Source organism: Thiocapsa bogorovii, assembly GCF_021228795.1.
In the GTDB taxonomy this organism is placed as follows: Bacteria; Pseudomonadota; Gammaproteobacteria; order Chromatiales; family Chromatiaceae; genus Thiocapsa; species Thiocapsa bogorovii.
In genome coordinates this window covers 4730221-4748076 of sequence record NZ_CP089309.1, presented here as the reverse complement: position 1 = coordinate 4748076, position 17856 = coordinate 4730221, and the positions used below count along the sequence as shown (strand labels likewise).

Genomic DNA, 17856 nt, shown 5'->3' with positions numbered 1-17856 from the left:
CGATTCGAATTGACATCCTCATTCGTTCCTGTAGATTTGTACACATGAGAATCACCACACCAAAAAGATTGGTTGTCGACCTACCAGAAGCCGATCACCGGGCATTGAAAAGCATTGCCGCATCTTCAGGTGCGTCTATTCGCTCAATCGTGATCGAAGCATTACAGCGCGACTTGCAACGACGTGCGCGTCTACTCAATCGCTCCGCGCCAACCGGCCCCGTAGCGCCGCTGATGACCAGATGAGCGACGAAACCTTGCCAGATCCAACACCCGCACCGCGCGCACCATGCGAGGCCCCGCGGGGAGCGCAATATGGGCTCACGGAGACGGAGCACGCTGTATTAGTGGCGCTCGCTTTCATGGCCGCTGAATCCGACCTATCCCGAGCGCCGCCGCTCTTTCTCGACTTCGCCGCGACGTGGCGCAGTCTGTGCGCGGAGCTGAACGCGCCGCGAGCGACGGGGGCGTCATGCCTCTAAAGAGCTGCCACCGCACGACGAACGACACCCGCGAGATATGCCGGTATGAGGATCGATTGACCGACCCGGAGTGTCACCGCTGCGTATTGCAGAAACCCAATCCGCCGACGCGACGTGCAAGCGGATGGTTTGATTACCGCAAAGAGATTGACCAGATCCGCCGCGAAACCCGTATTGACCACCACCCGAGGACCGAATAATGAAAGTTCCACGTTTTATGAATCGCGCCGTCTTTTTCGGTGAGCAGTCGGAGCAGGCTTGCAATTGGCCTGGACCGCTTCGCCGTGGCGACCTAGCGCCGTTGAACCTCGCACGCGCGAAAGATGAGCCCGAACAAACCCCGGCGCCGGTTATCTCCGAGTCGCAGCGCCGAATCAATGAAGCCGTGAGAGTCGGCTTTATCCAGGCCCGCGAAGACGATAAGCGCAAGCAACAGGTCGCCGAAGCGCAGCAGCGCATCATGGATCAATTCACCGGAGTCTATCGCCATGCCAGCTAAGCAAGTGCCCGCAGCATCCCCGTCGAGCCTCGCCCAAATGGCGAAAGAGGTTCAAGCGCAAATCAGCAGCGCCCGCGATCGACTCGCCGAAACCCGTGCACGCTTGGATAGCGTGCTCGCCGAGCGCGAGCGGATCTTGAGTGCGCCGACCGCACCTGAAGATGTCCGGGGCATCCTGGTTGCCAACATCCGGCGCCGCGCGATCGAGGCTCAAGCGGAGGTCGACCAATTGCTGAAAGAGCTGCACAAGCAAGCCGCCAGCGCCGAGACTGCGCACGGCTCAGATGCAGCGCTGTATGGCGTGCCCGGCGGCAAGGTCTCGATTGATCTGCTGTGCGCGATCTTGCCAGCCGAAACGATCGCCGATGCGATGCTCAAGCTCAGCAGCGTCAAACCTTCCGCGGATGCGGGTCTCCCGGTCGCCGCGCGTCGGGCCAAGGTCCAAGAGCTGGACGCGCAAGCGGATCTGTTGCGAGGCGAGATTGCGGATCTCACCAGCGCACTCGAGGCCGCTGGCGTCACCGTTGACACCACACCCGCAGAGAAGGCGCCGAGTGGAGAGGATGCTTACCAGTGGACCAGTCATGGTTGGATCCGCAACGAAGACATGGCCGCGTGAAACGATGACCGAGCACGCGCCGCGATTCGTGAGGGATCCAGGCCGCTTGATCGCAGACGCCGAGAGGTATGTACGGCTTCTGCGTCACGAGCCCGAGCTTTGCGCGAGCGAGCGTGACGAGCTGGACGAGCTGGAACACACCCTAAACCGCAGCAGCGCCGCAACGCTGCTTTGTTCGATGTTGCGGGGCTTCGATAGTCTCAGTGTCGCGCCACCGAATGGCGGGGCTTGGGAATAACGCGAGGCGCCGACCGGCAACCTCACACCACCTGTCGAGGTCTGTGCATTGGCCGAAGACATTTTGACCGACACGAAGCAAACCTGTATCCGTCTCGGGTTGGCCGAAGCCGCCGTGACCGCTGCGGTCGCGGAGGTCCGGCACCGATGGGGAGGCGCCGAGTATTACATCCAGGCGATTGACCGAGAGCATCGAGACCGTGAGGCCCGAGAGCTGCTGGCGAAAGGGGAGAGCCTGGAAGACGTGGCGCGTCGCGTCGGATGCTCGACTTCTACGATACGCAGACGCCAGAGCAGATGGCTATAAGTGCTTACGGTTCAGGGTGTTGCGTGTGTCGTACACGTTCCGGGTCCTGTGCCGGAACCTGTATACCGCAGGTTTCGCGCAGCTCGGGGCGCTATCGTTTTCTCACCTCATAACTTGATTTTATAACCGCATAAGTGAAAACAACCCCGCATCCGTCGCGAATCGCCAACCGTTCTGGCGTCGCCGCGTTTTTCGGCGTCAGTTTGCCGACCGTCGACACCTGGACCCGAAACGGCGGATGCCCGGTGATCGAGCGAGGCGACTCGGGGCGCCCGTGGCAGTTTGACCTACTCGCCGTCGCCGAGTGGCGGTTCACTCCCAAGCCCGACGCAGCCACCGAGCCCGGCACGCTCGACCCGCAGCGTGAACGAGCCAGACTCGACGCAGCTCGGGCGGATCTGGCGGAAACGCAGCTCGGGAAGGTCCGCGGAGAGCTGATTACCGCAGCCGATTTCGAGCGCGTCCTGTCCGAGACGATCAAGCCGATCGCGACCGGGCTCGAAAGTTTGCCTGACTTGCTTGAGCGAGACGCCGGTATCGATGGCGCCGCAGTCGAGCGCGTTATCGCCGTGGTCGATCGAATGCGCGAAAGTCTTTATCGCCAGATCGTTGAGGGCACCGGCGCCGCTCATGAGTGAAGACCTGGAAGCCCTAGCCGATCTGCTCAAAATCCCTGCCGGCATGGTCGAATCGCTCGCCGCGGAGATCGCCGCAGCACCCGAAATCGACATGGACGATCTTCGTGCGCAACTGGATCTGATCCAGTCTCCCGACTCCAACCCGTAAGCCCTACCACGTCGCATCAGCGCCCCGCAGAGCCCGCGGCACCGGCTCGGCTGGCGAGTGCATCGGCGTGCCGACAGGCCCGCGTGGAGCGTCATAATCGAAGCGCGTCGAGATGATCCTGCAGGTCGACCACCACCGGCACTCAAACCCCAACAGGGAGCCGGCCCCAAACTTGGGGCGAGCCCCTAAGCAAACCCCATGCCCGAGCCTCTTTATCGTCGCAGCCTATCGGGCGCAACCTTTGCTTTAATCGCCCAACATGCTGATCCGCAGTAGGCGCAAAATCCGCGCCTGATAGGCGTTGTCGATCCATCGGCCGGGCTGTTGGAGCGTGTACGGCATCGAAGGCGCACTGCTGCTGACGTGGCGCGACCATTGGCGCAATCGGATCGGCATCGGATCGGCGCCTATCGCCGATCGCCAAGGAATCGGATCAGGCGATTGTGCAAACCGTGTTCTGGCGTCGATGCTCTACCTATGTCACACGCTACCGATACCGAGAAGGGCAAACCTACCCATGTTCGCATGGCTGAATGCCGTGAACGCATGCGAGCTGAAGGGTTTGTGTCGGTGACTGACTGGGTGCACGCGGAGTCGAGACCGCTTGGCTCGCGACTGAAGGCCACGTTAGCCATAAACGTTCAAAAATGGAGGAAGGCATGTCTAGAGGAGTCAGACTTTTCATCTACCAAGACGCAAAAGGATCGATAACTGCACGAAAAGTTATCAATGTTTCTGAATCAGAGCAGTACATTCAGGGTGTATGTACTTCGTCTAATGCGTTAAGAACATTCCGAAAAGACAGAATTCTTGACGATGCTGTAGACGATGAAAACATCAACACCAAACTAGAGCACTATCTCTCGATAAACCCGCAGCCATTGACTAGCAGCGCCTATATTCGCCGTCGCGCGCCTAACCTAGATGGCGCTCCGGAAGTCTGTTTTACGGGGTTCAAGAAAGACGATAAAGAAGATTTGATCGCTCTGGCAAATTCCTTTGATATGGTGGTGCGCTCAGCCGTTACATCAAACCTAGCGTTTCTTTGCTGCGGTTACAACGCCGGCCCCAAAAAGATCGAGAAGTCTCGGCATCAAGGTGTGGTCGTAATGAGCGAACTACAATTTAGAGAGATGCTTAAGACAGGCGAGATACCAGAAGAAGCATAAGGTATGGCCAACACTTGACTCAGCGCCGACCCCACACTGCGCGCGAAACCTAGAGCTGATTTTCAACGCGGTGCCAGCGCCAAGCTCAAGGGCTGCGCCAAGATCGAGCCCATCAATGGTGATGAACTCTCCGCGGCACTCAAGGAACTTGGTTATCCCAAACCGATGGAGGCGACAGCATGACCGAGCGATACATCGAAGGCGACCTAAACGACCGCTTGGACGCACTTGTCCGCGCACTGGTGGACCTGTGCACCCGCGACGAAGCCGGCCCCCACTTCACCGAAACGACTGAGCCCGATGTTCTCGACCAACTTGAGAGATTGGGCTGGATCGAGATCATAAGGCCGACCCATCCGACCGGGATCCCTTGCAATGCCGAGGATTGGACCGTGACCGTGACAGAGGCCGGACTCGACATGTGGGATGCTCACGTCTTCGTGGATGAGTTCGACATGGATGGCACGAGACACTGACCCAACCGCCCGGCTCGTCCGGGCGCAACGCAAGGAGCAAGGAGCAAGGAGCATGAAACCACAACAGATCGAAATGAAGTCATTTCGCGTAACCGCCAGCTATCCCGGATATGGCGGGGTCGACCCGTGGGATGACTACGTCGATCCGCACACCGAAACGGCCGAACTCGAATCGGCGGACGCGCATCAAGCCGCTGTCGATGCTGTTCTGCGCCGATTGATTCCTGTCATGTTTATTGGAGCCGAGCCGATATACTTCGATCCTGACACCTTTGGCTCGGATGGGTTGCGCTGGCCCAGTGTTCCCGAGTCATCCAGCAACGAGGTTGTCCTAGGATTCGGCGACGACAACAACCCGCGCACGTTGGTCATCAGTGTGGAGTCTCTAAACTAACCACGCCCGCCCGGCTCGTCCGGGCACAACCTCAAGGAGCAAGGAGCATGAGCAACGATCAATCCTATCTGGACGGCACCCGGCGCGACGTGGTTGTGGTCCCGTTCGACGCGGAGGGCAACATGGGCGATCTGCAGCGGATCGGATCCGCGCTCGATTGGAGGTCTGCGGTCCTGCTGGTGTCCGAGATGGGCTATCGGATCGCACCCGAGGGCGAGGGGTTCGACTGCGGACACCTCGCCAACCCGGACGGCCCCGACGCCTTCGGGGTCGCCGTCCTGGTCTGACGCAGATAGGCGTTTCGGTAACGCGAATTCGGCCCGCCGCTTGGCGGGTTTTTTTGTCCTTCCGTCTAGTGTGTGCGGTGTAGCCCAGATGTAGCCCAGATGACTACGAACTTTTCGCGAACGCTGAAAACAAAAAAGCCGCTCTAGTAAGCGGCTGTTTTACTTTGTTTTTGTGGTGGCTACGCCCTGACTCGAACAGGGGACCCTCGCATTATGAGTGCGATGCTCTAACCAACTGAGCTACGTAGCCAAACAAGACGTGAGATCATACGTTTCGGGCGCGATGCCGTCAACCTCCCGAAGTCCTCTTCGGAGATCCGGAGGTTCGCCCGAAGCGGTTCCGACGAATGGCGCCTCAGCTCGATACATCGGCCGGACGGACCAAGCCTTAAACCTAGATCCGGCAGTTGAACGGCCCCTGGAGTGCGTCCCGCGCGGTGTCCGGCAAGGCGCAACGAGGCGGCGTAGTGGTTCTACGACAACGCGTTGCAACGCAGTCGGGCGCCGCTCGGGGCGTGCTCCAGGGGTCGTAGCGGCCTTCACCCAACCGGTGAGCCATTCGACAAGTGCGATCGTTAAGGCCGTCTAGACCTTGCATGAAGCACGAAGCGGTCAACTGCCGGATCTAGGTTAAAGGAGCGTGCGCAAGGCGGTCCGCAGCAGCGGCAGCAAGGCCGCCTTGTCGAGATCGGGGTGGCTGATGGCGCGACCCGACAGCCCGTCGAAGAGGGCCATGATGACCTCGATCGACGCGGCGGCATCCTCGACCTCCATTCCACGGGCTTTCCGGGCGGCGCGATGCAGTGCGCAGAGTCGCTCGCGCTTGGCGGCGTCGGCCGTGCGGACGATCTCGGCGACGGCCGGATTGCGGGCGGCCTCGGCGAGGATCTCCATCTCCAGTGCAGCGGTGTCCAGGTCGGTCTTCTCGTTCAGGCCCAACTCGACCCGGTCGATCATCGCCTGAAAGAGGTCGTCTTCGCTCTCGAATTGCAGGACCATCTCGAGCGAGCGTTCCAACTTACGCTGCACCAAGGCGCCGATGATGGCCTCCTTGCTCTCGAAGAAGTGATAGATGTGGCCCGGACTCATCCCGGCCACCTTCGAGATCTTCGCGATGCTGGTCCCGTGAAACCCCTCGCGCACGAAACAGGCGGCCGCCGCATCGAGGATCTGTTGGCGCCTCGCCTGACCGCGGTTGGGTTCCTGCTCTCGATCCGACCCCTGCATTCTGCCTCCTCCGCTGCCTGTTCGCGCCGTCGCGCGGGCGCTCTTTGATGACGGCGCCGCAACGGCTCGAACCGCGCACGCCACCTGACACCTTGACCTCGTCGACTCGCCGGTCTAAAGTTCGGTCACGAACTAGAATGAACGTTCACTCTACAACAGTCAACGGTCGACACCGCACTTCGAGGTATCTCATGGGATCCGCCCGCCGTCAGATCGGCATCGCCCTCGCCTTGCCGATCGGCATCGCACTGCTCCTCGCCGGATGCAATCAGACGCCTGCCGGCAATGCCGCGCCCGCGGCACCTCCGCCGCCCGAGGTCGGCACGGTCACGATTGTCGCCCGCCCGACCACGCTGACGACGGAGCTTCCCGGCCGCACCGTACCTTATCGGATCGCGGAGGTGCGACCACGCGTCAGCGGCCTCATCCAGGAACGGCTCTTCACCGAAGGCGGCGAGATCAGCGCGGGCCAAGTGCTTTATCAAATCGACCCGGCCGTCTACCAGGCGGCTTACGACAGCGCCGAGGCCGCGCTGGCGCGCTCGCAGGCGACCTTGGATCGGGCGCGGCTGAAGGCCGATCGCTATGCGCTTCTCGCCAAGTCCAAGGCGGTCAGCCAGGAGGACAACGACGATACCCAGGCGGCGCTCAAAGAGGCCGCGGCCAGTGTCGCTGTCGATCAGGCCGCTTTGGAGCGCGCGCGGATCGATCTCGCCTACAGTCGGGTCGCGTCGCCGATTGCCGGACGAATCGGACGTTCGCGGGTCACGCAAGGTGCCCTGGTGACGGCCAACCAGGCCGAGGAGCTGGCGACGGTGCAGCAGATCGATCCCATTTACGTCGACCTCACCCAATCCAGCACCCAGTTGCTCAAGCTGCGCCGCGCCTTGGCCGACGGCGGCCTGGAGAGACCGGAGGGCGAGCAGGCGAAGGTGACGCTCATCCTGGAGGACGGCAGGATCCATCCGCATGCCGGACGCCTCGAATCCTCCGAGGTCACGGTCGATCAGGGAACCGGTACGGTCACGCTGCGCGCCACCATCCCGAACCCCGAGCAAGAGCTTCTGCCGGGGATGTTCGTCCGCGCTCGGGTGGAGGAAGGCATCCGCCCGGACGCCATCCTGGTTCCGCAACAGGGTGTCCAACACGACCGTCGCGGCAACCCGATCGCCTTGGTCGTGAACGACGAGGGCACGGTGGAGGAGCGCAAGATCGAGACGACGCGCACCATCGGCGATCACTGGCTGGTGGACGCCGGGCTCGAACCGGGCGATCGCGTCATCGTCGAGGGCAGCCAGAAGGCCCGGCCGGGCACGCAGGTCCGGGTGACGGACCTCGGCGATCAGCCGGGCTTCGCAGCGGTGAGGTGAGCTGTCAGCGGTTAGCTGTCAGCTATCAGCCATCAGCCATCAGCTATGAGCTTTCAGACGAAATGTGCCGGCGGATGGCCCCGGGCCAACGGCTGATAGCTGATAGCTGATAGCTGATAGCTGATAGCCCAGACCCAAGAGCCGAGGGCTGCTCGCACCATTCCCCCCGCAACCCCCCACTCCCGAACCAAGGACTCCAACCCCATGGCCCGTTTTTTCATCGATCGCCCCGTCTTCGCCTGGGTCATCGCGATCGTCATCATGCTTGCCGGGGTGCTGTCGATTCTGACCCTTCCGGTCTCCCAGTATCCGAGCATCGCGCCGCCGGCGATTTCCATCACCGCCAACTATCCGGGTGCCTCGGCACAGACACTGCAGGACTCCGTGACCCAGGTCATCGAGCAGCAGATGAACGGGCTCGACGGGCTGCGCTACATGTCCTCGACGAGCGAGTCGACCGGGATCGCGACCGTGACCCTGACCTTCGAGAACGGCACGAATGCCGACGTCGCCCAGATGCAGGTCCAGAACAAGTTGCAGACGGCCACGGCACTCTTGCCCGCCGAGGTGACCCAGCAAGGGCTGCAGGTCGCCAAATCGGTGCGTAACTTCATGATGGTCGTCGCTTTCGTCTCGCGTGACGGGCGGCTCGAGAGCGCGGACATGAGCGACTACATGGCCAGCTTGGTCAAGGATCCGCTCAGCCGTGTCCCCGGCGTCGGCGAGATCACGCTCTTCGGTGCCCAGTATGCGATGCGGATCTGGCTCGACCCGAACCGGCTCAATCAGTTCGGTCTGACACCGACCGACGTCGCAACCGCCATCAAGGCCGAGAACGCCCAGATCTCTGCCGGCCAGCTCGGCGCCGTCCCGGCCGAACCCGGCCAACGGCTGAATGCGACCGTGAACGTACAGAGCCGTCTCAACACACCCGAGGCGTTCGGCGCCATCCGGCTGCGCACCGCGGCCGACGGCTCGACGGTCTATCTGCGCGACGTCGCGCGCATCGAGCTGGGCAGCGAGAGCTACACCACCGCCGCCTTCCACAACGGCAGCCCGGCCGCCGGCATGGCGATCCGCCTCGCGACCGGGGCCAATGCACTGGAGACCGCCGCCGCCGTCCGTGCGCGGCTCGATGAGCTCGCGCCCTTCTTCCCGGCCGGGGTCGAGGCGGTGTTCCCGTACGACACCACACCCTTCGTGCAGATCTCCATCGGCGAGGTGATCAAGACCCTGATCGAGGCGGTGATCCTGGTCTTCCTGGTCATGTATCTGTTCCTGCAGAACCTGCGCGCGACCCTGATCCCGACGCTCGCCGTGCCGGTCGTTCTGCTCGGAACCTTCGGCGTGCTGGCGGCCTTCGGCTATTCGATCAACACCCTGACCCTGTTCGCGATGGTGCTGGCGATCGGTCTGCTGGTGGACGACGCCATCGTGGTCGTCGAGAACGTCGAGCGTGTCATGCACGAGGAGGGTCTGCCGCCCAAGGAGGCCACACGCCGCTCCATGGATCAGATCACCGGGGCCCTGATCGGCATCGCCCTGGTACTGTCCGCCGTGTTCGTACCCATGGCCTTCTTCGGCGGCTCGACCGGGGTCATCTACCGGCAGTTCTCCGTCACCATCGTCTCGGCCATGCTGCTGTCGGTGGTGGTCGCCCTGACCCTGAGCCCGGCCTTGGCGGCGACGCTGCTCAAGCCTGGACATCAGGGCGAGCGACGCGGCTTCTTCGGCTGGTTCAACCGCAATTTCAACCGCGGTACCGGCGGCTACATCAAGGGCGTGAAGGGCATCCTGGGACGGCGCAAGCTGTTCCTTGTGGTCTATCTCATGCTCGTCGCCGGCTTGGGCCTGTCCTATGCGCGCCTGCCGACCGCCTTTCTGCCGGACGAGGACCAAGGCATCCTCATCATGCAGGTGATGCTGCCCGCGGGTGCAACACGCGAGCGCACGCTGGAGGTGATGCGCGAGGTCGAGCGCCATTTTCTCGAAGACGAGTCCGAGGCGGTCCAGGAGCTCATCACCGTGGCCGGCTTCAGCTTCGCCGGACAGGGTCAGAACATGGCGTTCGGATTCGTGCGCATGAAGGACTGGGACGAGCGCGACCGACCGGACCTCAAGGTCAAGGCGGTCGCCGGGCAGGCGATGCAGGCGTTCTCGCAGATCCGCGATGCGCAGGTCTTTGCCTTCGTGCCGCCGGCCGTCATCGAGCTCGGCACCGGCACGGGCTGGGACGCCCAGCTTCAGGACCGCGCCGGGGTGGGTCACGAGGCCCTGATGGCCGCGCGCGGCCAGTTCCTCGGGATGGCAAACGCCGATCCCGCGCTCGCTGCGGTCCGACCCAACGGACGGGAGGACGAGGCGCAGTTCAAGGTCGAGATCGACCGCACCAAGGCCGGCGCACTCGGGCTCTCGCTCGCGGACATCAATACCGCGCTCTCCGCGGCCTGGGGCAGCGCCTATGTCGATGACTTCGTCCACGAGGGGCGCGTGAAGAAGGTCTATCTCCAGGCGGACGCGCCCTATCGCATGCTGCCCGAGGACCTGGACGACTGGCATGCGCGTAATGCCGACGGCGAGATGGTGCCCTTCTCCGCCTTCGCCAGCGGCAGCTGGGTCTACGGCTCGCCCCGCTTGGAGCGCTACAACGGCCTGCCCTCCGCGCAGGTGATGGGTCAGGCCGCGCCCGGGGTGAGCTCGGGCGAGGCCATGGACGCGGTGGAGGCGTTGGTGACCAAGCTCCCGCCGGGAATCGGTCTGGAATGGACCGGGCTGTCGTTCGAGGAGCGTGCCGCCGGTGCGCAGGCGCCCTTGCTCTATGCGCTCTCGGCGCTGGTGGTCTTCCTGGCACTGGCCGCGCTCTACGAGAGCTGGTCGGTGCCCTTCGCGGTGATCCTGGCGGTGCCGCTCGGGGTCTTGGGCGCCGTGCTCGCCGTCACCTGGCGCGGACTGCCGGCCGACATCTACTTCCAGGTCGGATTGCTCGCGACCATCGGACTCTCGGCGAAGAACGCCATCCTCATCGTGGAGTTCGCCAAAACGCTTCAGGAGCACGGCAAGAACGCGGTCGCCGCGGCCCTGGAGGCGGCGCGGATGCGGTTGCGGCCGATCCTCATGACCTCGCTCGCCTTCGGCTTCGGCGTGGTGCCGCTCGCCATCAGCTCGGGGGCGGGCTCGGGCGCGCAGAACGCGATCGGCACGGGTGTGCTCGGCGGCGTCGTCGCCGGCACCCTGCTCAACGTTCTGTTTGTGCCGCTCTTCTTCGTGGCGATTCGGTCGCGGTTGGATCGGCGCACGGCTCGGGATCTGTCGAGGCAAACGGTGGTAGCCGCCCCCACGGCGACGCCGGTAAAGACCTAAGGCGCTTTCCTGATGATCTTGTCCCAGACCGGAGTCACCGCATCGCCTCGAACGACGAACAGGATCCCTTGTGGGTCGGACTTGAGTCCGACACATCGGTATCGCCATCCTGCAGCGTCCTTATCGGGCTAAAGCCCGACCCACAGTGGGTCGGACTTGAGTCCGACTTCGCGGTATCGCAGCCTGCTGCGTCCTTATCGGGCTAAAGCCCGACCCACAGGGGGTATGCGGCCTTACGGAGATCGCCCGAATCTCAAGCGGCTCGGCTAACGGCCTCAATGAAAATCACGGCTGTAGGTCGCTTCGAGTCGGACCTTCAGCAGCGACTGCGGGTCCCAGAAGGCGTCCGCGATCAAGTGCGGCACGCCATCCTGTTGCTGGATCCGTCCGGTGACGCCGAGCAGGTTCGTGGTCTTGATCAGACGGGAGTAGCGTTCGAGCACCTGGTTCCAGACCACGAGGTTGACGAAGCCGGTCTCGTCTTCGAGGGTCATGAAGAGGACGCCCGATGCGGTCGCGGGCCGCTGACGGCAGATCACCAGACCGGCGTAGCGCGTGCGACGACCATGCGGCATCGCCCGCACGGCGGCGGCATCGGGTAGACGCTGCGCACGCAACCGCTCGCGCAAGGGTGCCAAGGGATGCCCGAGCGTGCTGTGGAGGCTGGTGCGGTGATCCCATGCGATAGCCTCGAAGGCATCGAGATCGGCAAAGACCGCGGCACGTTCCGGGGATCCCGGATCGAGCGGTGCATCCTCCTCGTGAACGGCCCCCGCGACCTGCCATAGGGCCGAGCGGCGCTGCGGCTCCAAGGCACTCAAGGCCCCCGACTCGGCCAGGCGTGCCGACAGGCCGGCATTCAGCCCGGAGCGCTGCACCAGATCCTCGACGGACACGAAGGGACGCTCCGCCCGCGCCTCCGTCAGCCGCTCCCACTGCGCCCGGGCCAGACCCTTCACATAACGCGCGCCCATTCGCACGGCGAAGCGCCCCGTATCCGGCCCGGCCACTCCGTTGACCCGATCGGCCTCCGCTCCCGTCCCGCCTTGCCCCGACTCCAGCGTACAGTCCCACGCGCTCCGGACCACGTCGATCGGACGCACCTCGATGCCGTGGCGCTTGGCGTCCGCGATGATGGTCGCGGGCGAGTAGAAGCCCATCGGCTGGGCATTGAGCAAGGCGCAGACAAAGACATCGGGGAACCGGCACTTCATCCAAGCCGTGGCGTAGGCGATCAGGGCGAAGCTGGCCGCATGGCTCTCGGGGAATCCGTACTCGCCGAAGCCGCGGATCTGCTCGAACACCTGCTCGGCAAAGGCGGCGTCGATGCCCTTGGCGATCATGCGCTGCACCAATCGAGTGTGGTGGCGCTCGATCCGACCGCTGCAGCGCCAGGCGGCCATGTCGCGGCGCAGCTGATCGGCCTCGCCGGGCGTGTAGTCGGCGGCCACCATCGCCAAGCGGATCACCTGCTCTTGGAAGAGCGGCACGCCGAGTGTCTTCTCGAGCACGGGCGCCAGGCAGGGATGGGGGTAGATCACGGGCTCTTGGCCGGCGCGGCGGCGCAGATAAGGATGCACCATGCCGCCCGTGATGGGACCGGGACGCACGAGACTGATCTCGATCACCAGGTCGTAATAGGTCCGCGGCCGCAGACGCGGGAGCATCGCCATCTGGGCACGGCTCTCGATCTGGAAGACGCCGAGTGTGTCGGCCCGGCGGATCATCTCGAAAGTCGGCGCGTCCTCGGCAGGGATGCTCGCCATGGTCTCGTCGCGACCGTAATGGCTGCGCATCAGATCGAAGCCGAGATGCAGCTGATGCAGCGCACCGAGCGCCAAGAGATCGACCTTGAACAGCCCCAGTGCTTCGAGACTGTCCTTGTCCCATTGGATCACCGTCCGCTCAGGCATGGCGGCGTTCTCGATCGGGACCAGGGTCGAAACCGGCTCGTGTCCCAGCAGAAAACCGCCCGGATGGATCGAGAGATGACGCGGCACATCCAGGATCTCGGTCGCGAGCCGGATCAGGTGCCGATGCACCGGCTGCTCGGGATCCAGACCGGCCTCGCGCAGCACCTCGCCCGACAGCGCATCGCCCGAGTGTGCCAGCAGCTTCGACAGACGATCGAGCGACGTCTCGGAGAGACCCAGCACCTTGCCCACGTCGCGCACCGCCGAGCGCACCCGATACCGGATGATGTTGGCGACCATCGCCGCGTGATCCCGGCCGTATTTGGCATAGACGTGCTGAATAACCTCCTCGCGGCGCGCGTGCTCGATATCCAGATCGATGTCCGGTGGCTCGGCCCGCTCGCGCGAGAGGAAGCGCTCGAACAGCAGTCCCATGCGCACCGGATCCACGGCGGTGATCCCCAGGCAATAGCAGACGGCGGAGTTGGCCGCCGAGCCGCGGCCCTGGCAGAGGATCTGCTCGCGGCGGCAGAACCGGACGATCTCCCACATGGTCAGGAAGTATCCGCAGTAATCCAGCTCCTCGATCAGCGCCAGCTCCTTCGACACCTGTGCCGAGACCGCCTCGGGCAACACAGCGCCGTAACGCTCGTGCGCGCCCTTGAGCGTGAGCCGCCTCAGCCATTGCGAGGAGGTCGAGCCATCCGGGAGATGTTCCGAGGGATAGCGATACCGCAGCGCATCCAGGTTGAAGCGGCAGCGCTCGGCGATTTCCAGGGTGCGAGCGACGGCGCCCGGGTCGTCCTCGAACAGCTTGACGAAGGCATGAACGGACTTGAGTGCATGCTCTGCGTTGGGCTTGATCCGGCGCCCGGCCTCGGCAAGCCGGATGCCTTGGCGGATGCAGGTCAGCACGTCCTGCAGCTCGCGTCGGCTCGGCGCGTGATAGAGCACCTCGCTGCCGGCGACGATCGGCAGCCGATAACGCGCGGCCCGTTGTCTCAAAAGCGTCTCGCGCCCCGGCTCGTCCGCGCGACGATGGCGCGCCGCCAAGGCATAGAGCCGATCGTCGAAGGCCTCGCGCAACTGGTGCGCGATAAAGAAGGGGTCGGCCTCTCCGCACAGCAGGGCGGATTCCCCGCCCCAGAGTGCGATCAGGTCGCCGGCATGGGCGTAGACCTCGCGCCAGCCGACCCGACTCTCGCCCTTGGCGCAACGGCGCCGGCCCAGGGTCAGCAGCCGACAGAGATTGGCGTATCCGTCGCGGGTCTGCGCCAGCAAGATCAGGGTCGAGCCGTCCTCGATGGAGACCTCGGCCCCGGCGATCAGCGGCACGCCCAGCTCGCGCGCCTTGATATGGGCCTCGACCAGACCGTAGACCCCGTCGCGATCCGTCAGGGCCAGACCGGCGAGCCCGAGCGCGGCGCAGGTCTCGACAAGCTCCTCGGGATGGCTCGCCCCTTCAAGAAACGAAAAATGACTCTTGCACCAGAGCGGAACCATCCTAAACCGCGTCCGGAGCGACATGCGTAATTTTCATTTTGCGTTTGGCCTTGGAGATGTCCTCGATCTTGGTGAGACGCGGTTTAAAATTTAATATTTTTTAATACTTTAAACCGCGCCAGCTCCGCAGCCGTCAGAGCTAGCGCGGCCAATCCATTCCAATAAATGACGCATACCGCAGCGGGCGCGGTTTAGATCCGGCAGTTGATCGGCCACTGGAGTGCGTCCCGCCAGGTTCACTCCACCCGCCCGTGCACGAACCAACCGCGACGCACCCGATCGTAGAAGACCCACAAGAGCTCGCCTTTGCGGGTCTCGGCGAAGTGATATTCACGGTGCAGAGCACGCACCCACCAGCCGCCGGCGACCACATAGGGACCCCATACGCGCGTCACGGGTCCCTGCTCCAAACCGTGGAGCATCCAGCCGTCCGGCTCGTGACGCGGGCGCGGCGGCAAGGGGATCGGACGCCTGTAGAGACGGCGTACCAGACGCCGCTGCAAACGCATGCGCGGACGTGCGGGCTCCAGTCGGGACAAGGGCTCCCACGCGAAGCTGTTCTCGGGCAGATGACCCGAGCTCAGCCGTGCCTGCACCACCGACTGATCACCGAGTGCGGCCCGCACGCGCGCCAGTGCACGGTTAGCCGCTTCGAGGTCGCGGCGCGGCCGGGCGGCGAGCAGCTCGAGCTGGCGCTGCTCGGGGCTGACGGCACGGGTCAGCAGATGCAGCTCCTCCACACCGTCCGGCAGGCGCGCCGCCGACAAGCGCAGACGGATCAGCTCCAGGATCTGTCGGGCATCCAGGGTCGGTGCGGCCGGACGGATGCGCTCCTTGTGCTCGCCCAGGCGTTCGAAGCGAAACAGCAGCCGCAACTCTTCGAGGGCCTGACCGCGCTCGCCCAGCGCATCCAGAAGGGGCGGCAGCCGCGTCTCGATCAGGTACATGAGACGCTCGACATCGGTCTCGGGCCGATCGAGGATCAGACGCGCCGTCACCGGCGCGACGGGACGCTCGGGCTGCAGCGGGAGATTCAGCTCGCCCGAAGCCATCCGGTGCAGGTCGAAGGCGGCCTTCCCATAGCGCCGACGGATACCCTCGGACGGCAGCCGGAGAAATTCACCGAGGCTGTGCACGCCGAGCTTGGCGAGCGCGTCCCGTATCCCGGGCGCGATCGCCAACCGCTCCAAGGGCACATCCTGCAAGGCGCCCTGCTCCTGCTCTGCCTCGTGCAGGACGCGCACGCCTTGTCCGGATTTGGCGAGCGCATAGGTCGCGAAGCGGCGAAAGCCGACGACCACGACGGCGCTCAAGCCGATCGCCGAGAGATCCGTCTCGATCCCCGCGGCCCAGGCGTCGAGCGACCCGTAAAGCGGCTCGAGCCCGGACGCATCGAGCCAGAAGACACCGGGTTCCTCCTCGGACGGCTCGACATGCGGGCTGTGCTCGCGCAGCCGGCGGGAGACGGCCGCGACGGCCCGATCGATCTGCGCCTCGGGAACCTGGGCGGCGCGCAGATCCCCGCTCAGCGACAAAGCCGCGGCAAAGGACATGCCCGAGAGGATGCGTGCGTCACGCGCGGGCGCATTGACCCACAAGACGATACCCCGCGGCTGATCGCTGTCGACGACGGCGACCGGATACCCACGCCACTCGGGGTGCTGCCGCAGCAGGAGCTGAAGCGGGAAGGCCGGCAGATCAAGACAGGCCATCCGGTCCATGACAGAGCTCCGCGAAGGTCCGACCCGGTCCCTGGCGCTTGTCCTTGAGGATGCGCGTCTCGCAGCGGAACAGCGGCGGCGCACGTCCAGTGCGCGACGCATCGGCACGCAACGAGATCAGCGACCCCAGCGACGGGCGCTCCCGCTCCTTGCGCGTCAGGCACAGGAGCGCCGTCTCGTGCTTCTTCGCGAGCGCGGCGAGACGTGTCTGAGCGGCAAGCGGCAGGTCATCGTCGGTGCCCAGATCGAGCACGACGAGACCGAAGGCACCCGAGCGCAACAGCAGGTCCGCCGCCCGCGCGGCCTCGAGTGCACCCTGCGCCCACACGACCGCCAAGGCACTCAGATCGATCCCGACCGCCGCGACATCCGGCGGGAAAAAACCGCTGTCGCGTCCCGTCACCCAGGCCACCGGCTCCTCGCACTGCTGAGCCTCGGCCACCAGACTCATGGTCAGCGTCAGCGCCGCCGTCGCCTCCCCGCCCGAGATCTCGGCAAAGCGACCGCGAAAGGTCGCCAGCCCCCAAGAGACAGGCGTCCGGCTCGGCTCGAGCCCGCGTTGAAGATCCGAGAAGGCCGCCTTCATCGAGATGCTCCGATCGTATGACGTTAGCTGTTAGCTGTTAGCTGTTAGCTGACGGCTGATGGCTGATGGCTGATGGCTGGAGGCCGGCGGTTGGAAGCCCCATCAATCGAGATAACGCCGCACCTCGATCACCCGCCCCAGGACCTGAAGCGCATCCGGGTCCGGCGTCATCACCGCGTAATCGGGGTTTGCAGGATGCAGCTCGATCCGGTCACCGCGTCGCCGCAGACGCTTGATCGTCGCCTCCTCGCCCACCAGGGCGACGACGATCGCGCCGTCATCGACACTGGGGAGACGCCACACGATGACGATATCGCCGGGCAGGATGCCGGCGTCGCGCATGCTCTCCCCGCGCACACGCAGGCCGAACAGCTCCTCGTTCGCGCCGACGCGGTCCGACTGCACCGGGAGATAACCTTCGAGATCCTCGACCGCCAATCCGAAGGCGCCTGCCGTGACGCGTCCGAGCAAGGGGACCAATCGCGGCGGCGCGATCCGGTCTTCGCCCGGCACGAGCACCGCCGAATCGGCAAGCCGATAGCCCCGTGCTCGACCCGACTGCTTGTCGAGACGCCCCTCGGACACCAGCGCCTCGAGATGCGCGCGAGCGGTCTGCACGGACCGAAAGCCAAACGCCTCCTGGACCTCCCGCACGGTCGGTGGTTGGCCGGCCAGGAGCCGCTCGCGCACGAGCTGGAACACCTGCTCGCGCGTCCGTCCGGTCGGTGTTCGACCCATCACCTCGACCCTCGATCATCCGGGGAATCCCATGAACGATTTATAGCATACATTTGTCTGTTAAACAGCGCCTGGTGCGGTATGTGATGTTTTTGGATGGGATCGGCCCCGGCAGACTTGACGACCGCTGGAGTCGGCGCAGTTTAAACTATTAAAAAATATAAATATTTAAACCGCGTCCCC

General features: G+C 64.3%; 17 protein-coding genes and 1 tRNA gene. 12 read left to right on the top strand and 6 right to left on the bottom strand.

The window, feature by feature from the left end; genetic code table 11:
* Positions 1-44 precede the first annotated feature (44 nt).
* The 10 genes from LT988_RS21085 (at position 45) to LT988_RS21045 (ending at position 5255) form a co-directional block, all read left to right on the top strand.
* Positions 45-245, top strand: coding sequence for a hypothetical protein (locus LT988_RS21085; protein ID WP_232407447.1), 201 nt, complete (start codon positions 45-47; stop codon positions 243-245).
* 435 nt (positions 246-680) lie between these two features.
* Positions 681-980 (top strand): hypothetical protein, encoded by a 300-nt coding sequence (locus LT988_RS21080; protein ID WP_232407446.1) that lies wholly within the window; start codon positions 681-683, stop codon positions 978-980.
* Positions 970-1599 (top strand): hypothetical protein, encoded by a 630-nt coding sequence (locus LT988_RS21075; RefSeq protein WP_232407445.1) that lies wholly within the window; start codon positions 970-972, stop codon positions 1597-1599. Before LT988_RS21080 ends, LT988_RS21075 begins: the two co-directional genes overlap by 11 nt.
* Before the next feature lie 352 nt (positions 1600-1951).
* The gene (locus tag LT988_RS25625) at positions 1952-2143 is read left to right on the top strand and encodes a helix-turn-helix domain-containing protein (protein ID WP_408648083.1); all 192 of its coding nucleotides are present in this window, start codon (positions 1952-1954) and stop codon (positions 2141-2143) included.
* Positions 2144-2388: 245 nt separating this feature from the next.
* A complete protein-coding gene (locus tag LT988_RS21070) occupies positions 2389-2781 on the top strand; it encodes a DUF1441 family protein (protein WP_408648020.1) in 393 nt (130 codons plus the stop codon).
* Entirely contained in the window at positions 2774-2929 is a 156-nt protein-coding gene (locus tag LT988_RS21065; protein ID WP_232407443.1) for a hypothetical protein, read from the top strand. Before LT988_RS21070 ends, LT988_RS21065 begins: the two co-directional genes overlap by 8 nt.
* Positions 2930-3588: 659 nt before the next feature.
* Positions 3589-4098 carry a BRCT domain-containing protein gene (locus LT988_RS21060; protein ID WP_232407442.1) on the top strand — a complete coding sequence of 170 codons (510 nt, stop codon included), beginning with the start codon at positions 3589-3591 and terminating at the stop codon, positions 4096-4098.
* A gap of 179 nt (positions 4099-4277) precedes the next feature.
* The gene (locus LT988_RS21055) at positions 4278-4574 is read left to right on the top strand and encodes a hypothetical protein (protein ID WP_232407441.1); all 297 of its coding nucleotides are present in this window, start codon (positions 4278-4280) and stop codon (positions 4572-4574) included.
* 52 nt (positions 4575-4626) lie between these two features.
* Positions 4627-4968, top strand: a complete 342-nt coding sequence (locus tag LT988_RS21050; protein WP_232407440.1) for a hypothetical protein — start codon at positions 4627-4629, stop codon at positions 4966-4968.
* 47 nt (positions 4969-5015) lie between these two features.
* Positions 5016-5255: a hypothetical protein gene (locus tag LT988_RS21045; protein WP_232407439.1), complete on the top strand. Its 240-nt coding sequence runs from the start codon at positions 5016-5018 to the stop codon at positions 5253-5255.
* A gap of 173 nt (positions 5256-5428) precedes the next feature.
* Here the strand turns inward: LT988_RS21045 and LT988_RS21040 are convergent.
* Positions 5429-5505 (bottom strand) — tRNA-Met (locus LT988_RS21040).
* Between the two features lie 380 nt (positions 5506-5885).
* Positions 5886-6482, bottom strand: coding sequence for a TetR/AcrR family transcriptional regulator (locus LT988_RS21035; RefSeq protein ID WP_232407438.1), 597 nt, complete (start codon positions 6480-6482; stop codon positions 5886-5888).
* 191 nt (positions 6483-6673) lie between these two features.
* Between LT988_RS21035 and LT988_RS21030 the strand changes: the two genes are divergently transcribed.
* Positions 6674-7852: an efflux RND transporter periplasmic adaptor subunit gene (locus LT988_RS21030; RefSeq protein WP_232407437.1), complete on the top strand. Its 1179-nt coding sequence runs from the start codon at positions 6674-6676 to the stop codon at positions 7850-7852.
* A gap of 204 nt (positions 7853-8056) precedes the next feature.
* Positions 8057-11212 carry an efflux RND transporter permease subunit gene (locus LT988_RS21025; RefSeq protein ID WP_232407436.1) on the top strand — a complete coding sequence of 1052 codons (3156 nt, stop codon included), beginning with the start codon at positions 8057-8059 and terminating at the stop codon, positions 11210-11212.
* A 275-nt stretch (positions 11213-11487) separates the two neighbouring features.
* Here LT988_RS21025 and LT988_RS21020 read toward each other — a convergent pair whose 3' ends face one another.
* From LT988_RS21020 to lexA, 4 genes are all read right to left on the bottom strand, one after another.
* Positions 11488-14628: an error-prone DNA polymerase gene (locus LT988_RS21020; protein WP_232407435.1), complete on the bottom strand. Its 3141-nt coding sequence runs from the start codon at positions 14626-14628 to the stop codon at positions 11488-11490.
* Positions 14629-14864: 236 nt separating this feature from the next.
* The gene (locus LT988_RS21015) at positions 14865-16349 is read right to left on the bottom strand and encodes a DNA polymerase Y family protein (protein WP_232407434.1); all 1485 of its coding nucleotides are present in this window, start codon (positions 16347-16349) and stop codon (positions 14865-14867) included.
* Positions 16327-16935 carry a DNA recombination/repair protein RecA gene (locus tag LT988_RS21010; protein ID WP_232407433.1) on the bottom strand — a complete coding sequence of 203 codons (609 nt, stop codon included), beginning with the start codon at positions 16933-16935 and terminating at the stop codon, positions 16327-16329. Before LT988_RS21010 ends, LT988_RS21015 begins: the two co-directional genes overlap by 23 nt.
* Before the next feature lie 102 nt (positions 16936-17037).
* Positions 17038-17673, bottom strand: coding sequence for a transcriptional repressor LexA (gene lexA, locus LT988_RS21005; protein ID WP_232407432.1), 636 nt, complete (start codon positions 17671-17673; stop codon positions 17038-17040).
* Positions 17674-17856: the final 183 nt, after the last annotated feature.

What these genes read in the sequence shown, in the direction of transcription:
- LT988_RS21025 (WP_232407436.1), top strand. Translation starts at nt 8,057, where the DNA reads ATGGCCCGTTTTTTCATCGATCGCCCCGTCTTCGCCTGGGTCATCGCG.
- LT988_RS21085 (WP_232407447.1), top strand. Translation starts at nt 45, where the DNA reads ATGAGAATCACCACACCAAAAAGATTGGTTGTCGACCTACCAGAAGCC.
- LT988_RS21060 (WP_232407442.1), top strand. Translation starts at nt 3,589, where the DNA reads ATGTCTAGAGGAGTCAGACTTTTCATCTACCAAGACGCAAAAGGATCG.
- LT988_RS21015 (WP_232407434.1), bottom strand. Translation starts at nt 16,349, where the DNA reads ATGGACCGGATGGCCTGTCTTGATCTGCCGGCCTTCCCGCTTCAGCTC.
- LT988_RS21075 (WP_232407445.1), top strand. Translation starts at nt 970, where the DNA reads ATGCCAGCTAAGCAAGTGCCCGCAGCATCCCCGTCGAGCCTCGCCCAA.
- LT988_RS21080 (WP_232407446.1), top strand. Translation starts at nt 681, where the DNA reads ATGAAAGTTCCACGTTTTATGAATCGCGCCGTCTTTTTCGGTGAGCAG.
- LT988_RS21065 (WP_232407443.1), top strand. Translation starts at nt 2,774, where the DNA reads ATGAGTGAAGACCTGGAAGCCCTAGCCGATCTGCTCAAAATCCCTGCC.
- LT988_RS21020 (WP_232407435.1), bottom strand. Translation starts at nt 14,628, where the DNA reads ATGGTTCCGCTCTGGTGCAAGAGTCATTTTTCGTTTCTTGAAGGGGCG.
- LT988_RS21045 (WP_232407439.1), top strand. Translation starts at nt 5,016, where the DNA reads ATGAGCAACGATCAATCCTATCTGGACGGCACCCGGCGCGACGTGGTT.
- LT988_RS21030 (WP_232407437.1), top strand. Translation starts at nt 6,674, where the DNA reads ATGGGATCCGCCCGCCGTCAGATCGGCATCGCCCTCGCCTTGCCGATC.
- LT988_RS21055 (WP_232407441.1), top strand. Translation starts at nt 4,278, where the DNA reads ATGACCGAGCGATACATCGAAGGCGACCTAAACGACCGCTTGGACGCA.
- lexA (WP_232407432.1), bottom strand. Translation starts at nt 17,673, where the DNA reads ATGGGTCGAACACCGACCGGACGGACGCGCGAGCAGGTGTTCCAGCTC.
- LT988_RS21050 (WP_232407440.1), top strand. Translation starts at nt 4,627, where the DNA reads ATGAAACCACAACAGATCGAAATGAAGTCATTTCGCGTAACCGCCAGC.
- LT988_RS21010 (WP_232407433.1), bottom strand. Translation starts at nt 16,935, where the DNA reads ATGAAGGCGGCCTTCTCGGATCTTCAACGCGGGCTCGAGCCGAGCCGG.
- LT988_RS21035 (WP_232407438.1), bottom strand. Translation starts at nt 6,482, where the DNA reads ATGCAGGGGTCGGATCGAGAGCAGGAACCCAACCGCGGTCAGGCGAGG.